This window comes from Erwinia sp. E_sp_B01_1, assembly GCF_036865545.1.
GTDB lineage: Bacteria > Pseudomonadota > Gammaproteobacteria > Enterobacterales > Enterobacteriaceae > Erwinia.
Window position 1 is genome coordinate 4339053 of the sequence record NZ_CP142208.1, and the last position, 22821, is coordinate 4361873.

19 protein-coding genes are annotated in these 22821 nt (G+C 54.8%); 8 read left to right on the plus strand and 11 right to left on the minus strand.

The features are described from left to right. Window positions 1-3: 3 nt before the first annotated feature. Complete coding sequence (locus VRC33_RS20200; protein ID WP_338558817.1) at window positions 4-861, minus strand: SDR family oxidoreductase; 858 nt, start codon at window positions 859-861, stop codon at window positions 4-6. A 120-nt stretch (window positions 862-981) separates the two neighbouring features. Here VRC33_RS20200 and VRC33_RS20205 point away from each other — a divergent pair, with 120 nt between their 5' ends. Further along, entirely contained in the window at window positions 982-1389 is a 408-nt protein-coding gene (locus VRC33_RS20205) for a helix-turn-helix domain-containing protein (protein WP_338558819.1), read from the plus strand. A gap of 43 nt (window positions 1390-1432) precedes the next feature. Continuing rightward, window positions 1433-1846, plus strand: a complete 414-nt coding sequence (locus tag VRC33_RS20210; protein ID WP_338558821.1) for an NUDIX hydrolase — start codon at window positions 1433-1435, stop codon at window positions 1844-1846. A 113-nt stretch (window positions 1847-1959) separates the two neighbouring features. On the opposite strand, the gene VRC33_RS20215 is transcribed toward VRC33_RS20210, so the two are convergent. The 3 genes from VRC33_RS20215 to VRC33_RS20225 form a co-directional block, all read right to left on the minus strand. Continuing rightward, complete coding sequence (locus VRC33_RS20215) at window positions 1960-2985, minus strand: Gfo/Idh/MocA family oxidoreductase (RefSeq protein ID WP_338558823.1); 1026 nt, start codon at window positions 2983-2985, stop codon at window positions 1960-1962. Window positions 2986-3204: 219 nt separating this feature from the next. Continuing rightward, window positions 3205-3984, minus strand: coding sequence for an ABC transporter substrate-binding protein (locus tag VRC33_RS20220; protein WP_338558827.1), 780 nt, complete (start codon window positions 3982-3984; stop codon window positions 3205-3207). A gap of 339 nt (window positions 3985-4323) precedes the next feature. Then, entirely contained in the window at window positions 4324-5946 is a 1623-nt protein-coding gene (locus VRC33_RS20225) for an alpha,alpha-trehalase (protein ID WP_338564374.1), read from the minus strand. Window positions 5947-6502: 556 nt separating this feature from the next. On the opposite strand from VRC33_RS20225, the gene VRC33_RS20230 reads away from it, so the two are divergent. The 3 genes from VRC33_RS20230 to VRC33_RS20240 all read left to right on the plus strand — a co-directional run bounded on the left by VRC33_RS20230 (window position 6503) and on the right by VRC33_RS20240 (window position 9504). Beyond that, window positions 6503-7804, plus strand: a complete 1302-nt coding sequence (locus tag VRC33_RS20230; protein ID WP_338567438.1) for an MFS transporter — start codon at window positions 6503-6505, stop codon at window positions 7802-7804. A 155-nt stretch (window positions 7805-7959) separates the two neighbouring features. Beyond that, window positions 7960-8589, plus strand: a complete 630-nt coding sequence (locus VRC33_RS20235) for a LysE family transporter (protein WP_338558830.1) — start codon at window positions 7960-7962, stop codon at window positions 8587-8589. Window positions 8590-8604: 15 nt separating this feature from the next. Further along, window positions 8605-9504, plus strand: a complete 900-nt coding sequence (locus VRC33_RS20240) for a LysR family transcriptional regulator (RefSeq protein WP_338558832.1) — start codon at window positions 8605-8607, stop codon at window positions 9502-9504. 32 nt (window positions 9505-9536) lie between these two features. On the opposite strand, the gene VRC33_RS20245 is transcribed toward VRC33_RS20240, so the two are convergent. Next, a complete protein-coding gene (locus tag VRC33_RS20245) occupies window positions 9537-10316 on the minus strand; it encodes a Sua5/YciO/YrdC/YwlC family protein (RefSeq protein ID WP_338558834.1) in 780 nt (259 codons plus the stop codon). 244 nt (window positions 10317-10560) lie between these two features. Here VRC33_RS20245 and VRC33_RS20250 point away from each other — a divergent pair, with 244 nt between their 5' ends. Beyond that, a complete protein-coding gene (locus VRC33_RS20250) occupies window positions 10561-11082 on the plus strand; it encodes a GNAT family protein (RefSeq protein WP_338558836.1) in 522 nt (173 codons plus the stop codon). Here VRC33_RS20250 and VRC33_RS20255 read toward each other — a convergent pair whose 3' ends face one another. Further along, entirely contained in the window at window positions 11083-12150 is a 1068-nt protein-coding gene (locus VRC33_RS20255) for an SDR family oxidoreductase (RefSeq protein ID WP_338558838.1), read from the minus strand. 98 nt (window positions 12151-12248) lie between these two features. On the opposite strand from VRC33_RS20255, the gene VRC33_RS20260 reads away from it, so the two are divergent. Then, window positions 12249-13154: a LysR family transcriptional regulator gene (locus tag VRC33_RS20260; RefSeq protein WP_338564375.1), complete on the plus strand. Its 906-nt coding sequence runs from the start codon at window positions 12249-12251 to the stop codon at window positions 13152-13154. 203 nt (window positions 13155-13357) lie between these two features. Here VRC33_RS20260 and VRC33_RS20265 read toward each other — a convergent pair whose 3' ends face one another. From VRC33_RS20265 to VRC33_RS20280, 4 genes are all read right to left on the minus strand, one after another. Next, entirely contained in the window at window positions 13358-13498 is a 141-nt protein-coding gene (locus VRC33_RS20265) for a Hok/Gef family protein (RefSeq protein ID WP_338564376.1), read from the minus strand. 352 nt (window positions 13499-13850) lie between these two features. Beyond that, window positions 13851-15167, minus strand: coding sequence for a cytochrome c (locus VRC33_RS20270; RefSeq protein ID WP_338558840.1), 1317 nt, complete (start codon window positions 15165-15167; stop codon window positions 13851-13853). Window positions 15168-15175: 8 nt separating this feature from the next. Further along, window positions 15176-16957, minus strand: coding sequence for a GMC family oxidoreductase (locus tag VRC33_RS20275; RefSeq protein WP_338558842.1), 1782 nt, complete (start codon window positions 16955-16957; stop codon window positions 15176-15178). Between the two features lie 2 nt (window positions 16958-16959). Next, window positions 16960-17697, minus strand: a complete 738-nt coding sequence (locus VRC33_RS20280) for a gluconate 2-dehydrogenase subunit 3 family protein (RefSeq protein ID WP_338558844.1) — start codon at window positions 17695-17697, stop codon at window positions 16960-16962. A gap of 418 nt (window positions 17698-18115) precedes the next feature. On the opposite strand from VRC33_RS20280, the gene VRC33_RS20285 reads away from it, so the two are divergent. Beyond that, window positions 18116-19528, plus strand: coding sequence for an MFS transporter (locus VRC33_RS20285; protein WP_338558846.1), 1413 nt, complete (start codon window positions 18116-18118; stop codon window positions 19526-19528). A gap of 80 nt (window positions 19529-19608) precedes the next feature. Here VRC33_RS20285 and VRC33_RS20290 read toward each other — a convergent pair whose 3' ends face one another. Then, window positions 19609-22554, minus strand: coding sequence for a bifunctional diguanylate cyclase/phosphodiesterase (locus VRC33_RS20290; protein ID WP_338558848.1), 2946 nt, complete (start codon window positions 22552-22554; stop codon window positions 19609-19611). Between the last annotated feature and the right edge of the window lie 267 nt (window positions 22555-22821).

Genomic DNA, 22821 nt, shown 5'->3' on the forward strand with positions numbered 1-22821 from the left:
GCTTCAGAGTGGGGGAATAAAGGCTTTAACCACATCCTGCCACGGCGTGGTTGGGCGACCAGTCAGCTTGCTCAGGGTGTGGCTCTGATCAAACAGCGCCCCTTTTGCCGCACCGGCATCAGAATCTGCCAGCATTTCTGCCAGCCAGTCTGGCAGTCCTGCGCCTTTCAGCGCGGCGGCAAAATCCGCCTGCGGCATATCAATATACTCAATGTTCATACCGCTTTGGGCGGCGATTTCAGCGGTGTATTCTTCAAGCGTATAGGCGGTATCACCAGCCAGCTCGTAGATGTTGCCAGCAGCATCCGGACGGGTCAGAACCGCAGCTGCCGCTTCGGCGTAATCCTGACGGCTTGCCGAAGCGATTTTCCCCTGTGCCGCCGCGCCGATAAACGCGCCGTGCGTAATGGCTGGAGCGATACTGGCCGCATAGTTTTCGCTGTACCAGCCGTTGCGCAGAATGGCATAAGGTACGCCTGAAGCGATCAACGCCTGCTCGGTGGCGCGGTGTTCGCTGCCCAGACCCATTGGGGTGGTATCTGCATGCAGCAGGCTGGTGTAAGCCAGTAACGAAACGCCCGCTTCTTTGGCGGCGGCAATCACGGCTTTATGCTGAGCTTCGCGCGCGCCCACTTCACTGGAAGAGATCAGCAACACTTTCTCCACACCACTAAACGCACTCAGCAGCGTTTCAGGCCGGGAGTAGTCGGCCTCACGCACCTGCACGCCCAGCGCCGCAAGCTCCGTCGCTTTTTCGGGGGTTCGTACTGCCGCAATAATTTCCGCAGCAGGCACCTTGTTCAGTAAAGCCTCAATCACTAAGCGGCCAAGCTGGCCTGTCGCGCCGGTAACAGCAATCATGATCTTCTCCTGGTTTGGGTATACAGCGCATTCAGCGGCCCTGAAATGGCCGGAATCGCTTTCACCTCACTACCCTATGCCATACACTAATCAAAAGTAAGTACTTACAGGAATGTTAGTGTGATAAAAAATGATTCAGCCTGTACCTCACTCAGCGACAAGTTTCGCCGGGGTGAACTGTTCGATGTTAATTGCCCTTCACGGGATGTGCTGAAACGCCTGACCAGCCGCTGGAGCCTGCTGATCCTGGTCGCCCTGCAGGACGACAGGCTACGCTTCAGTGAATTGCGCAGGAAAATAGGCGGCATCAGCGAAAGAATGCTGGCGCAAACCCTGCGGTTGATGGAAGAGGATGGCTTTGTGGAGCGCACAGCTTACGACGTCATTCCACCGCATGTGGAATATCATCTCTCCCCACTGGGGCATGAAGTTCGCGAGCAGGTGGTTGGGCTGGCAGACTGGATTGAAATGAACCTGCATCAGATTCTGCAAAAACGCCGGGAATTTACCGGCGAGAGTGAAGAATAAAATTCCATGCTCAGGTCAGAAAAAACAGCAGGAGAAAAAAATCATGGAACCTAAGATTGGTGTAGGCGTACTGATTGTGCGGGAAGGCAAACTGTTACTGGGCCGACGTCTGGGAAGTCATGGCGCAGAAAGCTGGTCAGCGCCCGGCGGACATCTGGAGTTTGGCGAGACACCTGAAGCCTGCGCGCAGCGGGAAGTGCTGGAAGAGACGGCACTGATTGTAGGTAAAACCAGCAGAGTGACCTTCACTAACGACTTTTTTAATGAGGAAAAGAAACACTACGTTACGCTTTTTCTACTGGCGGAGGAGTTCAGCGGCACGCCGGAACGCTGTGAACCAGAGAAATGCGCCGGGTGGGCATGGTTTGCAGCAGATGAATTACCTGAGCCTCTGTTTGCTCCGCTGGCAACGCTTCATCAGCAGGGTGAGCTGTTACCATTATTAAATCACGTCTGAGAAAACGTGCCCGCTGGCATCCTGAAGCAATACCCACGGGTCTCAGATACAGTGTGGCCAGATTGCCCGGCTGGCATTAATACCTCGCCGAAAGACAATCAGCCACGCACCCTTTACCCTATCGTCACCAGGCGCCCTTCTCTGGCACTCAGCAGCGCGGCATCCAGCACTTCCAGCGTCATGATCGCCTGCCCGGCAGTCACTGGCGGTTCAGTCCCTTCCCGCACGGCTTTGGCAAAGGCTTCGTAATAAGCGTGATAACAGCCCTGAGCTGAAGGGATACGCTCTTCGCCCTCAGCCGTACGCAGGGTGCCCCAGTATTCCGGCTGCTCATATCCCCAATTAGCCAGATCCTCTGTTGGACGTTTGCCAGCAAAAATGGCCTGAGCCTGAACGTCCGTACCGTTCGAGACATAACTCCCCCGATCGCCATAAGCACGGATATCCCGCGCTGAAAGATGGTTGAGCTTGCTAGAAGAGATATGTGAATGGACGCCGCTGGTGTGGTTCAGGGTAATGACGAAACTGGCATCCGTGGGGCCTTCAGGCCGTTCCACCAGATCGGTCTGCGCCAGAACCGATTTCACCGGCCCCAGCAGCCACACGGCCTGGTCAACCAGATGGCTGCCCATATCCCGCAGTAACCCTCCCATTTCACCACCTTCCAGCGTGTTGGGGTCATTCAGATCCATTCTGTTATGCACCCGCCATAGTTTGCCTACCCGCTGCTGTTCCAGTACTTCGCGCAGCGTGAGGATATCGGCATCAAAACGGCGGTTATGGTAAACCCCCAGCACCACGCCTTTAGCTTTGGCGGCGGCGGCCAGTTCACGTCCTGTGCTGGCATCCGGAGCAAAAGGCTTGTCAGCAATCACCGCCACACCGGCATTAATGGCTTCCAGCACCAGTTCCCGGCGGGTCTGCGGCGGCGTGGTGATGGTCACGATATCCACGCCCGCCTCCAGCAGCGCAGTCAGACTGGGATAGACTGGAACATCAGGAAAATCAGCTTTGACGCGCGCTATCGTCGCCTCAGCTCTGGCCACCACGCCTGCCAGCTCAACGCCGCTGGCTGCCGAGATAAAAGGTGCATGAAAATGTTGTCCGCCGGTGCCGTAGCCCACTAATCCAATTCGCATTATTTTCTCCTGTCGCTATGAGTCATTCAGTTTTTAACTTTAGACAGTTGGCAGGCTTCTCGCGAGCGGCGTTATGCCGGGGCATTTATAAAACAGAGATTTACAGAGAGAGACGCACAGATCTACGTGCACCTGCACCATAACGGCGCCCACTTAAAGGGCGTAATTTCTTCCCTGCCGGGGAGATCAGCCTGAATCAGGGGAAACAGTACGTCAGACTTAATTCAGCTTATGAAACACATCAAAGCTGAAATATTTTTTCGCCAGCTTGTCGTAGACGCCATTCTTGTGCAGTTCAGCCAGCGCCGTGTTGATCTGCTCCACGCGGGCCTGATCGTCCTTGCGCAGCCCGATACCTACGCCCTCACCGAAGTATTTTTTGTCATACAGCGTATCGCCGCTAATCTGGTAATCCTTGCCCTGTGGCGATTTCAGGAAGCCGGTTTCTGCAGAAGCGGCGCTGGTCAGCGTAGCCTCTACGCGACCAGAGGCCAGGTCAGGCCAGATCTCTTCCTGATTAGGATAGGAGACCACATTGATTCCCGCGGCGGCCCAGACGGCTTTGGCATAGGTCTCCTGAGTTGTGCCCTGCGCCACGCCGACGTTTTTGCTTTTCAGTGAAGCCACATCAGGCTTCAACCCGCTGTTCTTTTTGGTCACCAGCGCACTCGGCGTGTTGTAAATCATGTCGGTGAAGGCCACCTGCTGGCGGCGTTTCTCTGTCATTGCCATAGCTGAAAGGATCGCATCAAACTTCCGCGCCTGAAGCGCCGGGATGATGCCATCATAACCGGTCTGCACCCAGACACACTTCACCTTCATCTGATGGCAAAGCGCATTACCCATATCAATATCGAACCCCTGCAGGGAGCCATCCGGTGCTTTAGACTCAAACGGCGGAAAAGTCGGATCCACGCCAAAACGCAGCGACTCAGCGGCAAAAGCCGTGGTGCTGGCACAGGCGAACATCACCAGCGCGGAAAGGGCGATTTTTTTCATGCAAGGCTCCCGGGATCAAAAAGTCATAAAAAAAGACAGTGGTCCTATTTCATAACATGATTTATTACGCAAAGTGGGGATTTTTTCTTCTTTGAACGTAGCTTCAGGGCAAAAAAAGAGCCTTCGTTATGAAGACCCTGAGGTTATTGACAAGGGTGCAGGCTCAGGGAGCATATGCCTTTCACAAAGACGCAAAAATCGCCATCCATGGCAGCTCAGCACGGGCCGTCCATGGCCCGTGATGCTTTGTTCAAGGCATAGGCTCCCATCGCTTCGGGGTTCGGAAGCAGTCTGAGAGCCTTCAAAATAAAAGCCCTGAGCCTGCACCTTAGCAAGGGATTAGCGTTGAGGTGCCACATCCGGATACATGGCTAACAGACGGCGGGTAACGCCGTTGGTCCAGCCAAAGCCATCCTGCAGCGGGTATTCACCGCCGCCAGCCAGCACGGGAGCGCGGCCAGCAACGTTATACTTTTCAACCATCTTATGGTGACGATGATAGGTCGCGCCAACAACCTGTAACCAGCGGGCGGCGATCTCTTTCGCCAGCAGCTCTTCGCCGTAGTTGTTGAAGCCCTGAATCGCCATCCATTGCATTGGTGCCCAGCCATTAGGCTTATCCCACTGCTCACCCGTCTCTTCAACGGTGCAAAGGATCCCGCCCGGTGCCAGCAGATGCGAACGGATAGCCGCGGCGGTCTGTGTGGCCTGTTCCAGGCTTGCCATGCCGACATACAATGGCGTAACAGAGGCCGCCGAGAAGGCGCCTTTTTCGCGGTCGCGCCAGTTATAATCACGGTACAGGCCCGCTTCGTTATCCCAGAGATAACGGTCCAGGATTTCGCGGCGGCGCACGGCTTTCTGCTGGAATTGCTCAGCAGTGGCCTGGTCGTTTCTGCCGGCTGATAACCGCGCAATAGTGGTTTCCAGCTTGTAAAGAAACGCGTTCAGGTCAACCGGCACAATGCTGGTGGTCTGGATACTTTCCAGACGGCCCGGCTCGCTGAGCCAGCGTGACGAGAAGTCCCAGCCTGAAGCCGCTCCGGCACGTAAATCACGATAGACTTCACTGGAAGGTCGGGCCGAATTTCTGGCGGTCTCCACATCCTCAATCCAGGACTCATCACGCGGCGTATCCCGGTCGTCCCAGTAACGGTTAAGTACCGAACCATCAGACAGCATCACAACATGGCGATAAGCTTCGTTGGGCGTCAGCGTTTCTTCACCATCCATCCAGAAAGCATATTCACGCTTCAGATGTTTCAGATAACGGTGCGCTTCATTGATACCGTCCTTTTCAAACAGCTCAACCATCAGGGCGAAAACCGGTGGCTGTGAACGGCTCAGGTAGTATGTGCGGTTACCATTTGGGATATGGCCATAGGTATCGATCATCCAGGCGAAGTTGTCAGCCATGCTTTTCAGCAGATCGGTACGGCCACTGGCGGCGAAGCCCAGCATGCTGAAGTAGGAATCCCAATAGTAGGCTTCACCAAAGCGCCCACCCGGCACCACGTAAGGCTGGGGCAGAGGGAGCAATGATGAGAATTCGGAATGTTTTTCCGGCTTGCGTGTTAACACCGGCCACAGCGAATCGATATGTTCGCCCATGCTTTTATTGGGGTCAGAAACATAGCGGCTGTCATGGACTTTAGGCAGATCGAAATTCTCCAGCACGAACGCTAACAGATTAAAATCTTCGCGTTCACGCTGCATAAAATAGCGGTACAGAATTCTTTCAGGTTCCAGCTTTGGCGCACAGTCCGCAAACGTTTTACTGTCGGTAAATATCCGCGACGTTTGCACTGCCTCAAATAACTCCTGATAACGGTCGGACGGCGTTAACATGTCCGGTGCAGGAAGACCGCGAATGGGCTCAGGTTGTGGCTCCACTATCGCGTCCAGACCCGCCTCATAATCATGATAACAGGTTTCATAATCGGTCTGGTTATTGTCAATGATTAGGTCATTATGGTTAAAAGTGATAAAAACCTCCTGATGCCAATTGATATCGACAATGTCATTTGCAAGAAGCCTTTATTATAGTATCCGCGTCTCACAACGCAACCTGATGAATTTATTACGGGACATGAAATTATATTTCAAAAAATAAATATTGCCCTGTGCAGGCGATATTCCCCGCCCTCATTCACACCCATTATTATTCCCCCACATAACTTGACATAATTCGTGAATTTTTTAAGACAATTCTTCTGAATGTGCCGGTTCGACTGGTGCAAAAAGCAGCCATTAAAGCTAGCAACTCTCATAGCAATAGCTCAGAATTCCGGCGTTTTGGTCCTTAATCCAAATATTCCTGCGTGCGGGTTCGCTGTGTGAAATAAACACTAAATTGCCATTCGGTAAGCCGGAAGAAAAATAATTGCTTTTACCCTTTACAGGATATTTAAACAGTCGAATACTGTACGGGCCAGAACGCCGTGTGCTCCCCGCCACGTCTGGCATCAATAAGTTTATCTGATAGCAAACCAGACCTGAAAATAACTAAGGAACTCTTGTGGCACCGGTAGTAAATAAATCCGCAGCGTTGCACTCGGAAAGCCTCTCTGACGAGGATGACAGTTTAGTTTCCCCCCTTGATAATACCGCACCCATAAATAAAACCTATATAACGCGAGGCACGCGCCGGTTTATGCATGCCACGCTGGCGTTATTTTGTGCCGGGCTCTCTACTTTTGCCGTACTTTACTGCGTTCAGCCGATCCTGCCGGTGTTCTCGCAAAGCTTCCATCTCACGCCCGCTCAGAGCAGCCTGTCGCTCTCGGTGACCACGGCAATGATGGCGCTCGGCCTGTTGGTAACAGGGCCACTGTCGGATGCGATCGGGCGTAAGTCGGTGATGTCTGTTTCAATGCTGCTGGCGGCCCTTTTCACTCTGATGTGCGCCACCATGAGCAGTTGGGAAGGCGTACTCGCTATGCGGGCGCTAACGGGGCTTGCCCTGAGCGGCGTGGCAGCCGTGGCGATGACCTGGTTAAGCGAAGAGCTGCACCCGGTGTTTCTCTCCTTTTCGATGGGGCTCTACATCAGCGGCAACTCTATAGGCGGGCTGGTGGGCAGGCTCTCTACCGGGATGCTGGCAGACCATTTTTCGTGGAACGTTTCGCTGTTTGTGGTCGGGTTGTTTGCCCTGGCAGCGGCTGCGCTGTTCTTCCGTCTGCTGCCCCCTTCTCAACATTTCCGCGCCTGTTCGCTGCGTCCGCGTAAGCTGCTGGTGAACTTTATGTTCCAGTGGCGGGATATGGGCCTGCCAATGCTGTTCCTCGTCGGGTTTATTCTGATGGGCAGTTTTGTCACCCTGTTCAACTACGTCAGCTATCGCTTTATGGCGGCCCCGTTCTCACTCAGCCAGACAGTGGTGGGCTTGCTTTCCGTGGTCTATCTGACCGGAACCTTCAGTTCACCGCGTGCCGGGATGATGACGGTAAAGTATGGGCGTGGCGTAGTGCTGATGGGATCGCTGACCATGATGCTGGTGGGGCTGCTGGCTACTCAGTTCACCAGCCTGTTTCTGGTGCTGCCCGGCCTGATGCTGTTTGCCGGAGGCTTTTTCGCCGCACACTCGGTCGCCAGCAGCTGGGTCGGCCATCGCGCACGCCGTGCCAGAGGCCAGGCTTCTTCGCTGTATCTGTTCTTCTACTACCTGGGTTCCAGCGTGGCGGGCACCCTGGGTGGCGTGTTCTGGCATAACTGGGGCTGGATGGGCGTTTCGGCTTTTGTGGCTGTGATGCTGAGCGGCGGCCTGTTCTTAGCTAACAATCTGCGTAAAATTCCGGTACTGGTGAAGAAAGTTCGCTGATCTGCGGGCGGAGGTCAGCCTCCGCCCCTGCTGCTTAACTGCTGCGCTGATGATTTACTTCCCCCTGCTCAACCATTAAGCTACGGCCCTCATTATTTTCCTGACTATCCCCCCGCCTGCACCCTTTTCCAGGCAGCCCTTAAAGGAACACATTCGTGACGTTGACACTCTGGCTGGCCTATACCGGGATCATTGCCACCCTTATCGCTATCCCTGGCCCCTCGGCGCTGATCAATATGACCCACGGCTTACGCTATGGTCGCCGCTGTGCGCTGGCTACCGTACTGGGTGGCGTGCTCTCTGCTATGACCCTGATGACCGCCTCCGCGTTAGGCCTGGGAGCGATTCTGGCCGCCTCCACGACCGCCTTTACCGTACTGAAGGTAGTGGGCGCGGCTTATCTGATCTGGCTCGGTATCAGCGCCTGGCGTGACCCTGGTCACGTAGAAAATGCCGTCGCTACAGAGCAGCCAGAAGAGCGGCCCGACAGCCTGAAACTGTTCCGCAAAGGCTATATGGTAGGGATCAGCAATCCTAAAGATCTGCTATTTTTCGCCGCACTGTTCCCTAACTTCATTGATGCCAGCCAGCCCCATGCGGCGCAGTTCGCCACGCTGGCGGTGACCTGGGCGGTGATCGATTTCAGCCTGATGTTTGCCTATGCCTGCGCCGGACGCCGGCTCTCCTCTGTGTTTGCCAACCCAAAACGTTTGCGGATGCTGAACCGTTCTACCGGCACCCTGTTCGTTTTTGCTGGCAGCGCGCTGGCCATTTCAGCCAGATGATTTCCGGAGCCGGCCATGAGCGACGTTGAGAACCTGCAGGGAATGGTCGTCTTCGCCAAAGTGGTGGAGACGCTGAGTTATACCGAAACGGCAAAGCTGCTGGGAATATCAAAATCTTCAGTCAGCAAAGAGATCTCAGCGCTGGAGGTCCGGCTTGGCACCAAACTGCTGCAGCGCACGACGCGTAAAATCCTGGTGACCGATGTCGGCATGACCTGGTATCACTACTGCGCCCGCATCCTCAGCGAAGTCAAAAGCGCCGATCTGTTTATTCGTCAGTATCACGAAGAACCCACCGGCAGCCTGCGAGTGGTCGCCCCTGTCACCTTTGGCTGCCAGTGCATCGTGCCGGTGCTGAATGCGTTCGTGGCGAACAACCTGCATGTGAGTGTTGATCTGGATCTTACCGACAGGCCGGTCAATCTGGTTGATGACAATGTCGATCTGGCGATTGTTATCCGCCGCGATGCTCCCGAACACGGGCACAGCAAACTGCTGATGGATATCAGCTGGGGCCTGTACGCCTCTCCGGATTATCTGCACCGTTTTCCGCCGATTACCCAGCCTGACGATCTGCCCCGCCATGACTTTGCCCTGTTTCGCGGCCCGGCCCACACCATCTCCCTGCCGTTCCGCAAAGAGAAACAGAAGCTGGATATCGAAGTGCGCAGCCGTTTTCGCGCCAATAACAGCACTGCACTGGTGAATACGGCCATTGCACAGACGGGGATCGCCTATCTGCCAGCCTATGTGGCGCAGGAAGCGGTTAAAGAAGGCAAACTGTGTCAGGTGTTACCCGAATGGGAAATGGATGTGTATCAGTCATGGATCCTGACCAGAGAGAGCAGCCTGATTTCACCGCGCGTCAGGGTATTTATTGAAGCGTTACAGAAGGCTTTAGGGCAGCAAAAATAGCGGGCGGAAACGATGTTCCGCCCCTGTCAGGCTTAGTAGTAGTTACCGTGACGGTAATCCCAGGTGGTGAAGGTATCTGACAGCATGGACATGATTTTGTCGACATCCAGGCCTTTACGGATCAGCACCGGACACGGCGTGATATTACGCTCGCCTTTCTGCTCTGGAACCAGTTTGCCCTGCTCGTCCACCATCGCCACCATCACACCCTGCTCGTAACGGGTTTTCTCAGACTCATTCGCCTGGATGGATTTCACGTAGTCGTTGGCTTCAATAATCAGGTCAGCGTGAGCTTCGATGCGCTCGCCGATGCCTTCAACCAGGCCACGGTTGCCTTTGCCTGATGGATTCGCGGAGCTGGCGAAGGAGAATTTACCGTGGTTTTCCCACAGCTCTTTCGCCAGATTCTCGCCAGGGATGCCGAATTTGATCACGAAGCAGCTGGTCTGACGGCGATCCATCATCAGATCTTTAGAACCGTCTTCCGGGATGCGCGCCACGGCTTCTTCTTTCCACGGCAGGATGCAGCCCAACAGCACGTCTTTGTCCCAGTGCTGCTGATACAGCGATTCGATTTCCGGGTTCAGCTGCGCCAGCTCTTTCAACTGCTCCAGAGAACCACACAGCACCACGCCTGGCTTGTTACGGTTGCGCTGCTTGGCATCAAACTTGCGCTCCAGGCCTTTGGCATCTGAAGTCATGATGATGTAACCGACTTTGGTCGGACAGACGATCATGCCGCCTTCAGCAGACAGGATGTTAACTGCTTCTGGCTGTAAGCCGCCGTTCCAGTGGATAGTCTTATTGCTCATGGTCGCACCTGTGATTCTCAGAGGGTAAATTAAGCGGTCAACGTTTTAAGGTAGCACAGCTTTAGCGGCTGGCCCTGGCTGACCTGTTGCACTCATCCTGACTTTACCCGCCTCAGATGGCAACAATTAATGCATTTACCCCTTTATTGTTTTCCACAGGAAACAGTTGTTGCAAAAACAGGATGATGGCAGAACTTTTTTTACGGATTACCCACTCACTTTTTTCTTCAGCGCGGAAGCCCTTATGCAACTCACCTTTTTCACGGCAGAGGATAAAACTGTTCTGAGTAGCTGGTTCACTTCTCAGCAGGAGGTGACCCAGTGGGCTGGCCCCGGCGTGGCGTGGCCGCTGACCGACAGCTTTCTCGACACCCTGCTGGATTCAGCCAGCCAGAACCCGGCAAGCCTGTTGACCTTTGCAGGACGTCTGGAGGGGAAGCTGGTGGCGGTGGCACAGATGGGATTCGACTGGGATAATCGTTTTGTCTGCCTGGCACGGGTAATAGTCAATCCCGCTATGCGGGGGCAAAAACTGGCAGTACAGATGCTGCAATCCCTGGTGGATGCTGCCTTCAGAGATCCAAATCTTGATCGGATTGAACTCCAGGTTTATCCCTTTAATACTGCGGCTGTCAGAACTTATGAAAAGCTGGGATTTGTGCGGGAAGGCGTGCGGAGAGCCTGCGTGGTGGTGGACGATGAGTGTTGGGACAGTGCTTTTTACGGCCTGCTGCGCAGAGAGTACACCCTGCGCAGCGCCGCCTGATTAAGCCGGAATTAACTTCTCAGCTTTCAGCTTATCGAACAGGGCAATAAAGGCATCCCGGGTACACTGATAGCCCGTAAAGCCCGCTTTGCGGCTCTTGCTGACGTCGGTGATCACTTCCATCGGACGACCCAGATCGGCATCGGTATGCCACCATGAAACCAGCCTGCCGATATCCGCCTCTTTCAGATTGAACTGCTTCGCAATGGCCTGCCACTGCTCAGGTGCGGCATCCATACGGCCTTCCAGCGGCTGCATTTCGCCAGGGAAAGGCGCGGCTTCAATACCGAAGTAATCAGCGATCTCGCCCCACATCCACTGCCAGCGGAAGACATCGCCGTTCACCACGTTGTAATCCTGATCCTGCGCTGAAGGCGTGGTCGCCGCCCATTCCAGCTGCTGGGCCAGAATATGGGCATCGGTCATATCGGTAACGCCTTCCCACTGAGCTTTAGAGCCAGGGAAGACAAACGGCTGGCCGGTCTGCTTGCACAGGCTGGCATAGACCGCCAGGGTCTGGCCCATGTTCATCGCATTACCCAGCGCAAAGCCGATGATGGTATGCGGACGGTGAACGCTCCAGGTAAAGCCATACTTCTCAGCACCGGCGAAGACTTCATCTTCCTGCGCGTAGTAGAAGTTATCCACGTCCTGGCGGCCCTGCTCTTCACGGAACGGGGTCACAGGCACCGCGCCTTTGCCATAGGCATCGAACGGGCCAAGATAGTGCTTAAGGCCGGTGACCAGCGCAACGTGGCCGCCTTTAAGGCCATCACCCAGCGCTTCGATCACATTGCGCACCATCCCGCCATTAACGCGGATATTCTCTTTCTCATTGGCCTGACGCGCCCAGACGCTGAAAAAGACTTTGTCCACTTTGAGGCCATCCAGGGCTTTCACCACGGAATCACGATCGGTGAGATCGGCCGTTAACGACGTGCAGCCTGCTGGCACCGCCGTGCGTCCGCGTGAAAGACCGTAAACTTCCCAGCCTTCACCGGTGAGTTTTTCCGCCAGAGCGGTTCCGATTACGCCGCTGACGCCGACGATAAGTGCACGTTGTTGCATAGGTTGTCTCCTGAATTAAGGGCAGGTAATAAGCTTAATAGAGAATCTGTTTCTTATCTGCGGTATAAATTCACATCATTCCGGAAATGAATTCACTAATTATGATGACTCAGGATCGTCTCAAGGGCATTACGCCCTTTGTAGCCAGTGTGGAACAGGGCAGCTTCACCGCAGCAGCAGAGAGCCTGCATCTCACCAGTTCAGCGGTGAGTAAAAGTGTTGCCAGGCTGGAAGCGCGTTTAGGGTCGCAGCTGTTTGAGCGCACCACGCGACGGCTGACGCTCACCGATGCGGGTCAGGCATTTTACGAAACCTGCACGCGGGTGCTGAATGAACTGCTGGAAGCCGAATCGGTGCTGGCGGCGCAGCGTACCATCCCGGTGGGACGCTTGCGGATTGCGGTTTCGCAGACCTATGGCCGGATGCAGGTAGCGCCGCTGCTGAACCAGTTCTGCCTGCAAAACCCGGAGATGCAGATTAGCCTCTCTTTTTCCGATCGTTTTGTGGATCTGTTTGAGGAAGGGATCGATATAGCGATCAGGATTGGCGGGCTGGCTGATTATCCCCCTTCACTGGGCTACCGTATTCTGGGCAGTGAGCGCCTGATCTTCTGCGCTTCTCCCGCTTATCTTGCTCAGCATGGCACGCCCTCTTCGTTGCAGGAACTCTCAACGCACCGTGCGATTGTTTATGACCGGGTAGATGGCAGCACCAGTCCCTGGCATGTGAAATCCGCCGACGGGCGCATTGCCACTAAAACGGTGCCGTACCGCATGGCGCTGGGTGATGGCGAATCGCAGGTAGCGGCGGTAGTAGCCGGTCTGGGCGTGGCGCAAATGGCCACCTGGCTGATGGAAAAGCAGTTAGAGAGGGGTGAACTGGTGCAGCTTCTGCCAGACCTCACCGTAAAAGGATTGCCGCTGACCGTGGTCTGGCCGCGCAAAAAACAGCTGACGCCAAAAGTGGCAGCGCTGTTAGCGGTACTGGAAGAGCTGAAAATTTAGCCTGGGGTGTTTGCTCATCATCTGTTCGCTGTCACCGACCCTTCCGCATGTATGATTTTTTCCGGCCGCACCATCATGCCGCCGTCACAACTTTGGCATTTGGCCGGCATATCGTCCTGTGCCATTCTGAATGTCAGAAGGGTGCTCACGGATTAAATCTCAACAGAGCATTGACGGGCAACTTGCCCGTCAATGGGGTTGCTTTACCTTATCGAATTACAGGCTAAGCTGGCAGCAACCTCTGTCCCTCCTTGTTTAAAGCGCAATTCGCAGAGCGAATCGCGGGTGGTCCAGATCACCGTAATAAGCGTAATACAGACCACAATTAAACAGAGGGCGAACATTTTTTGTGCCACCTTTGGCCTCCTTTCTCCATTGCTTTTAAGCAGGTAAAAGGCTACCTTCACATTGTTGAGATGGAAGAGCAGCCTCACTTTGATTAACATCAAGTGGGGCTTTTCTCTTTCTGTCCCAAATACCCAGGACAAAAAGATCCTGAGCACCCGTCGCGCAGTATAGTGCACATTTTTTCCTCTCTAAGCTTTGCTTTACTAAACCCAGAGCCGGATCTGAAATTGACGATTTTTTGCATGCTGGCTACTCGCCAGGGTAGCGAGGCTGAGAAAGGAAAGCAGAAAAAGGATGTGGCGATCGGGCGGGGGAAAACAGGGTACGGTTGACCGCACCCTGTTTGGGTTACTTCTCTTCTGTCAGCTTCTCGACGTCTACATTCCCCTGCTGATTCGGCAGGGTTTTGCGGATCTTCGCTACGTCGCTGGCGCTGACCTGCGCCTTAGCCGTGTTGCCCCAGCTGGTGCGAACGAAATTCACCACATCCGCAACCTGCTGATCCTTCAGACGCCAGCCAAACGCTGGCATGGTGATGCTGGAAGGCGCACCCTTCACGCCTGGCAGCGTTGCACCGCTCAGCACGATATGGATTAACGACGTTGGGTCTTCCGCCTGCACTACCGGATTACCACGCAGCTCAGGGAAGAAGCGCTTATACCCGCTGCCATCTGTTTTGTGGCACGCCGCACAGCTGTCGACATACACAGATGCGCCCGGCTTGCTGTCATCGCCTTTCCACAAGGCTTTCGCTACCGCGTCGTCCTGCTTAAAGCCGGTCTGGTTTGGATCTTTCGCCCCCAGCGACTTCAGATAACGGGCAATCGCCGTGGCATCTTCCGCGCTCAGGTGTTGCAGGCTGTGCTCAACCACATCGGTCATACCGCCAAATACAGCAGTCTGATCGTTACGGCCGGTGCGCAGGAACTGCACCAGATCGTCTTCGCTCCAGCGGCCTAATCCATCACGGTTATCACCACGCAGATTGCTGGCGGTCCAGCCATCAATTGCCGCGCTGCTGCCGGAGAGATAATCACTGCCTTCGCTGTCGTTCAGGGCTTTTTCCTGCATCGTCAGGCTGCGCGGCGTATGGCATGCGCCGCAGTGACCCAGGCCTTCCACCAGATACTGACCACGAGCCAGCACCGGGTCCTGCCCTCTGATCGGCTGGAAAGCCTTCACGTCCGGTGCGAAAATGCCACGCCAGATCGCCAGCGGCCAGCGCATTGACAGCGGCCACATAATGTCGCTGTCCTGATTGGCCTGCTCAACCGGCTGAACGCCATGCATAAAGTAGGCGTACATTGCCTTCATATCGTCATCGCTGACTACCGCGTAAGAAGGGTAAGGCATCGCCGGATAGAGCGTGTCGCCATTCTTCGCCACACCATGACGGACCGCTTTCTGGAAGTCGTCGTAGCTGTAGTCACCAATCCCGGTTTTCTTGTCCGGGGTGATATTGGTTGAGTAGATATTACCAATCGGCGTCGCCATCGACAGGCCACCAGCGAAGGGTTGCCCGCCCGCTTTGGTGTGACAGGCCACGCAGTCACCGGCACGGGCCAGATATTCTCCGCGTTTGATCTGTTCTGCACCGTTGTCGTCCGCCAGTGCGGCAAAGCTTGCCATGCCCAGTAACAGGGCCGGGATCATCATTTTCATCATGGTTATCCTTACGCCTGTACCAACGGACCTGGGTTTTTCAGGTACTGTTCACGAATGGCTTTGGCTGACCAGTAAGTCAGTGCCGCCACCATGCCGGTCGGGTTATAACCCAGGCCTTGTGGGAAGGCAGAAGCGCCCGGAACAAACACGTTTGGTACATCCCAGCTTTGCAGATAGCGGTTAACCGCGCTGGTCTTCGGATCTTCGCCCATGATCGCGCCGCCGTTCATGTGGGTAGTCTGATAAACGGTAGTGTCAAAATGCGCGCCAGCCTGTTTCGGTGAACCGCTGATCAGCTTCGGATTCATCGCTTCGGCAATTTTATGCATACGGCCGTGCATGAACTGCGACATCTTGATGTCGTTTTCCTGCCAGTCAAAGGTCATACGCAGCAGCGGCTGACCAAACGCATCCTTGTAATTAGGATCGAGGTCCAGATAGTTGTTGCGGTAAGACTGATGCGCGCCGTGGGCATCCATCGACACATGGTGCGTATAGTGATCGGCCACCGCGGCTTTCCACTTGCTGCCCCAGTTTGGCGTGCCCGGAGGCGTTGGCAGACCGGAGATCGGCTTCACGCCCGCCTGGTTGACCCACATCGGCGATCCGCCCACAAAGCCATATTTGCCGTGGTCAAAGTTATCCGCATTGAAATCATCCACGCCCACGCCCGCGCCACCCGCACCAATAAAGTTATTGGTGAAGACGTCTTTATCAAAGAACGCTTTGATGGTGGAGATGTTCTGGTAGGCAAAGTTACGGCCTACGGTGCCTTCGTTGGTCACCGGATCGTAAGGCTTGCCGATACCGGAAAGCAGCATCAAATGCACGTTGTGGAACTGGAAAGCAGAGAGGATCACCAGATCCGCAGGCTGCTCAATCTGGCGGCCCAGCGCATCCACGTAAGTGACGCCCGTAGCGTGTTTTTTGTCAGCGGTGAGGTTCACACGCAGCACATTGGCATTTTCGCGCAGTTCGAACTTCGCTTCCTGACGCAGTGCAGGCAGCACGTTAACGTTTGGCGACGCTTTGGAATACATATAGCAGGCGTAGCCGCTACAGAAACCGCAGAAGTTACACGGCCCCATCTGCGCACCATAGGTGTTGGTGTACGGGCCAGAAGTGTTAGCCGAAGGCAGATCGTAGGGGTGATACCCGATGGATTCAGCCGCCTGAGCAAACATCTGCGCGGAGAAGGTACGCTTCTGCGCAGGCAGCGGGAATTTATCAGAGCGATCTGGCGCAAACGGGTTGCCCTTGCCCTGACCAATGACTTTACCTTTCACACTCCATTCAGAACCGGAGGTGCCAAAGACTTTTTCAGCCTTATCGAAGAAGGGCTCCAGCTCGTCATAGGTAACGCCGTAATCCTGAATAGTCATGCCTTCAGGAATAAAATTTTTGCCGTAGCGTTCTTCATAATGGCTGCGCATACGCAGTTCCATCGGATCCACACGGAAGTGAACGCCAGACCAGTGCAGGCCAGCGCCGCCGGTGCCGGTACCCGGCAGGAATGCCGCCAGTTGACGGTAAGGCTGTGCGGTCTGCGCCGAATTATGGCGGATAGTGACGGTACTTTTAGAGAGATCCTGGAACAGCTTTTTACGGATGTTGTAGGTCAGCTCGTCGATCACCTGCGGATAAGCCCCGTCAGGATAGGTGTCGCGATGCGGGCCGCGTTCCAGCGCCACTACGCTCAGGCCAGCTTCGGACAGCTCTTTGGCCATGATCGATCCCGCCCAGCCGAAACCGACGATCACCGCATCCACTTTTTTCATTTCGTTTGCCATGGTTATGCTCTTTCCCCACGAATAGACACCGGTGGGAACGGATAACGCTCGCCACGTTCAACCCAGTCCATAAAGTCCGCTCGGGCGCCAGGGAAGTTAATCAGCGTCCAGCCGACCATGCCCTGATTGCCACCGTGGATCGGATCGCTGAAGAACCCTTCACGGGTGTTCTGCAACAGGAAAGAGAAGAAGACTTTTGCCGGCACCTGTTTGAACTCCACGCTGCCCGCTTCAAAAGCCTGCAGCAAAGCATCCTGCTGCTCGCCGCTGAGCTGCGCGAAGACTTTGCCATGCCGGGATTTCGCCGCAGCATCGGCATCTTCCAGCCCCAGACGGTAGATCTGACGCGGCACCAGCGGATACTGATAGCCCAGCTCTTTATCCGCATCAGGATGGAAAGGCCCCTGCATATACCAGTTGGAGCCAATGGCGTACGGGGTATTCATCTGGCGATCGATATATTCCGGTACGCCCGCTTCCAGAGCACCAGGACCGCGCTCATCAGCGGGGATCAGGCGGGCCACGGCGGCCTGCACAAAGGCGTATTCTTCCGGAGTAAACCAGGTCGGCTGGTAATCGCGGGCTTTTTGCGGACCGGCAGGTGCCGTCTCTTTGGCGGCTGCGGGGGCTACTGCCGTCAGGGCACCCAGCCCGGTGCTGCCAATCGCCACGGCCGGGGCCAGGGTGATGGTTCTCAGCAGAAAGTCCCGGCGGGAGCTTCCTGTATTTTCTTTCGACATGACATTGCCTTATCAAACTTGCGCCTGGTGCTACGGCGAGGGATTTCACGGTTGCTTGCAGTATTTTTTATAAGCAGGGCAGAAACAGGGTTACCGGCTCAAATGTTACCGGTAACAATAACCTGCATTTTAACAGGTCTTTTTGCAAAAAATTAGCACCGGGAAACAAAATGGCACAAATTCATTAACAACCAAGCGAAAAACCAGGTGCAGGGAGGTGTTCCCCTGGTCCGCGCTCCCCGGCCAGGTAGCAGAACAAGAAATCAGGGAAACGCAGCGGGTAATAACAGAAATTGGGCGGAAGCCATGTTTTGTGCTTAATTTTCGTTTATTTACGACCAATTCAAAATATAACTCCTGCCGGTAAGCCTTAGCATGGAAGGTTACTGCACTGTAATAATGAGGTTAAAAAAATAAAATGAGTGAAGTCTTTCCGACAGGGACGCTGCCCGCACAAGGTCAATCCACCCCGCCTACCCTTTCCGACCGTATTGATGCCCTGCCCGCCTCTGCAGGGCTCTGGCGTTTTATCGCTCTGCTCTCGCTCGGGGGCTTTTTTGAACTCTATGACCTCTTTCAGACCGGCTATATCAGCGCAGGCCTGGTAGCAGAAAATATTTTCCATTTGGGCAGCCAGGGCGTCTTTGGCATCTCCGACCAGGCTGCTTTTGCTTCATCCACCTTCCTGGGGCTGTTTATCGGCGCAAGCCTGCTCGCGCCTTATGCCGATCGCTTTGGTCGCAAGCTGACATTTATGTGTGCGCTGGCCTGGTACGGCTGCTTTTCGCTGCTCATGGCTTTTCAAAACCAGGCTGAAGGGATTATCTTCTTCCGGTTCCTGGTTGGTGTGGGGCTGGGGATTGAACTGGTAACCATTGATACTTATCTGACAGAATCCGTTCCCAGCTATCTGCGTAGCAAGGCATTCGCCTTCGCCTTTTTTGTGCAGTTCCTCTCCGTGCCTGCCGTGGCGCTGATGTCCTGGTGGCTGGTACCGCAAACTATTCTGGGACTGACCGGCTGGCGCTGGGTGGTGATTGCTGGCGCGCTCTGTTCGCTGGTGATCTGGTTTATCCGTAAAAATCTGCCTGAATCCCCGCGCTGGCTGGCCCAGCAGGGCCGCCATCTGGAAGCCCATCAGGGCGTGACGGCAATGGAAATCCGTTGCGGAACACCTTCGACAGAACCGGCACCCGACCAGATGGTCAGCGGCGAGATTATCCAGCGCAAAGGCCATTTCCGTGACATCTGGCGTCCCGAATACCGATCGCGCACCCTGATGCTGGTGGTAATGAACATTTTTCAGGCCATTGGCTTCTTTGGCTTCGGTAACTGGCTCCCGGCCCTGCTCTCCGGCCAGGGTACCAGCATCACCCACAGCCTGCTGTATGCGTTCTTTATCACCCTCGCCTATCCCCTTGGCTCGCTGATCTGCAGTCGTTATGCGGATAAGATCGAGAACAAATGGCAGATAGTTCTCTCCTCGCTGATGACAGTAGTATTCGGCACGCTCTTCGCCCTGCAGAGTAATCCTGTGCTGCTGATTATCTGCGGCTTCTGTATCACCTACTCCAACGCCTGGCTGACCTACAGCTATCATGCCTACCAGACTGAAGTCTTCCCGACGTTTATCCGTGCCCGCGCCGTGGGTTTCTGTTACTCGTTCAGCCGTCTCTCTACCGTATTCAGCAGCATTATCATTGGCATGATCCTGCAGGTGGCGGGCGCGCAGGGCGTGATTGCGTTTATCGTGGTGAGTATGCTGATAGTGATGCTGGTGATAGGCATTTTTGGGCCCAGAACCCGTGGAGTGGATCCCGAGCAGGTTTGATGCAGAGTGCCGGTATTGCCTTTCCCTGTGGCAATACCGGTTTCCAGAGGCTGTTTCTCTGCGGGGAACGTCTGACTGAGTTAAGGCTGCGTCAGGATGTTACCGGTTGGGAAGCTCTCCGGGCCGACGGTGGAGATCTCACTGCTGCTTTCCGTTTTTTCCGCAAAGCGTTCCGGCGGGTGGAACATTTTAAGCCGCGTTTCCGACGGTTGCGGCCGCCCAAAGAAGTAGCCCTGAAACAGCGTGCAGCCTTCACTTTTCAGCTGCTCAAACTGCTCATTACTCTCCACGCCTTCGGCGGTTATCTGAATATCCAGACTGCGGCTCATGCCGGTGATAGCGCGGATTATGGCCAGCGCTTCCCGGCTATCCTTCATATCATTGATAAAGGACTTATCAATTTTGATTTTGTCGAACGGGAAAGAGCGCAGGTAGCTCAGTGAGGAGTAGCCTGTGCCAAAATCATCCAGCGCGATCCGTACCCCCAGCGCTTTCAGTTTCTGCAGCGTGCGGATGTTCACCAGAGTGTTATCCAGCAGCACGGACTCTGTAATCTCAACTTCAAGACGGTGCGGAGCCAGACCGGACTCTTTCAACGCCGCTTCCACTACCGACACCAGCGAACTGTTTTTGAACTGCAACGGCGAGAGGTTTACCGCCACGCTCTGATTGGCAGGCCAGGCCGCTGCTTCCCGGCAGGCTTCATAGAGCGCATAGGCACCCAGGCTGTGGATCAGGCCCGTCTCTTCGGCAATGGGAATAAATTCCAGCGGCATGATCAGCCCTTTCACCGGGTGATGCCAGCGCATCAGCGCCTCATAGCCGATAATGTCGCGCCCAAAATTATCGGTAATCGGCTGGTAATAAAGCTTGAGGTGTTTAAGGGTTATCGCTTCACGCAGATCGTTTTCAATCAGCCTGCGCAGACTGGCTGCTTCACCCATTTCAGCGGAGAAGTGTTCAAACCGGTTGCGCCCGTTGCGTTTCGCTTCGTACAGCGCCATATCCGCACAGCGCAGCAAATGTTCCGGTGTGGCCAGGTCTCTGCCCCCGATGGCGATGCCTATGCTCAGGCCCACGGAAAGATTGTGTCCATCAATATTAAAAGACTGGCTGGTGACTTCAATCAGCCGCCGGGCTATCGCTTCAGCTTCTTCCTGCTGCGCGAGGGAAGGCAGGACAATAGTGAATTCATCGCCACCGTTACGCGCCAGCGTGTCTTTATCCCGCAGAACGCTGCGTAAGCGGCTTGCCACAGCGCGGAGCAGATCGTCACCGACCTGATGCCCCAGCGCATCGTTGACGTTTTTGAAATTGTCGAGATCCAGTCCCAGCATGGCCGTGAGCTTGCCGGCTTCACGATCCTGCCGTAGCGCCTCATTCAGACGCTGGCTGAAGAGCACCCGGTTAGGCAGGCTGGTAAGGTTATCGTGATGCGCCATATGATGGATACGGGCATCGGCCGCGCGCTGATCTGTTACGTCATCAGCAATCAACAGGACATAATTGGTGCGGGCATCGTTGCCACGAATAATGGAGGCTGATGCGGAAATAATTCGCTCGCCGCCACGGGTATTCAGCAGCTGCTCGTTTTTATGCAGCCCTTCATTGCGCTGAGCCGCGGTGGAAAGCTGGCTGAAATACTCCCCCATTTCAGGCGTCAGGCAGTCCGCCAGTTTTTTGCCGTTGCTCTGGTTTTGCTTCAGGCCAAAAAGCTGGTCGGCTCTGTTATTCATCAACAGAATTTCGCGCGTCACCACATCTTCGACGATGACCGAAGAGGGGATGTTGGCAATAATCGTATCCAGAAACTTCGACAGCGAAGCCATTTTGGTACTGTTCTGTTCCGCCAGATCTTTGGCCCGCAGGATCTGCTGCTCATATTCCCGGACTTCGGTACAGTCACGCGTGATCTTGGCGTAACCCAGCAACTGCCTTTTATCGTTGTAGATCGCATCGATCACTACATGCGCCCAGAACGCGCTGCCATCTTTACGGTAGCGCCACCCCTGGTCGTCAAGGCGTCCGGTAGTTTTAGCCAGATTCAGGTTAATATCCGGCAGTCCCGCCAGGCGGTCCTGTGCGCTGTAAAAACAGGAAAAGTGCTGGCCGACGATCTCATCAGCCGTGTAACCTTTGGCCCGACGCGCACCGGCATTCCAGTTCACCACCAACCCCTGCGGATTCAGCATATAAATGGCGTAATCAGTCACGCCCTCCACCAGCAGGCGGAAAACCTGCTCTCTTTCACGCTGCTCGTCTAACAGACGCTGTTGCTCGGTGCAGTCGCGGGTGATTTTGGCGTAGCCAATCAGTTTGCCATCATCATCATGAACGGTATCAATAACGACATGGGCCAGGAATGAGGTACCGTCTTTGCGGTAACGCCAGCCCTGCTCTTCAAAGCGGCCGGTACGATAGGCGGTTTTCAGATTGGCTTCCGGCAGTTTTGCCAGCCGATCCTCAGTGCTGTAGAACACCGAAAAATGTTTGCCGACGATTTCGTCAGCGGTATATCCTTTCGAACGTCTGGCCCCGGCATTCCAGTTCACCACATGGCCTTCAGTGTCCAGCATATAGATGGCGTAGTCCGTCACACCTTCAACCAGCAGACGGAATTTTTGCTCCTGTGCACGCTGTTCTGCCTGGATGGCTTTTTGCCCGGTGCAGTCACGGGTAATTTTGGCAAACCCGATCAGCGAGCCATCGTCTGCCCGCACGGCATCAATCACCACGTGTGCCCAGAATGCGCTGCCATCTTTACGGTAACGCCAGCCTTCCACTTCATAGCGACCGGTTTGGGCTGCGGTAGCCAGTCCATGCTGCGGCACGCCCTTCGCGCGATCTTCCTCGCTGTAAAATAGGGCAAAATTTTTGCCCACAATTTCCTCGGGCAGATAGCCTTTAGCCCGTTGAGCCCCGGCATTCCAGTTGGCTATGGTGCCATCCGGTTTAAGCATGTAAATCGCGTAATCGACTACGCTCTGCACCAGCAGGCGGTACATTACATCGTTATTTTCTGTCATGGTCTTTTCGCCTGGTTGCCGGAGACTGTGACCGATCGCTGCCAGTCAATATCCGGCTGTCACATGCGTCAGAGGGCGACGCAAAATGGCTTAACACTGCCACGATTTCAGCAGGTTGCCTGTTTTTATTAAGAAAAGTCCTACTAGCTATAAACTGAAAAGCCTTGCTGTATCAAGACATTTCCCCCTTTCTGGCGGAGGTTATGTTTAGTTTATCGGCATTGTTTAAAAAACATTCAGCACTTTTAATTTTGACATCAATAGAAA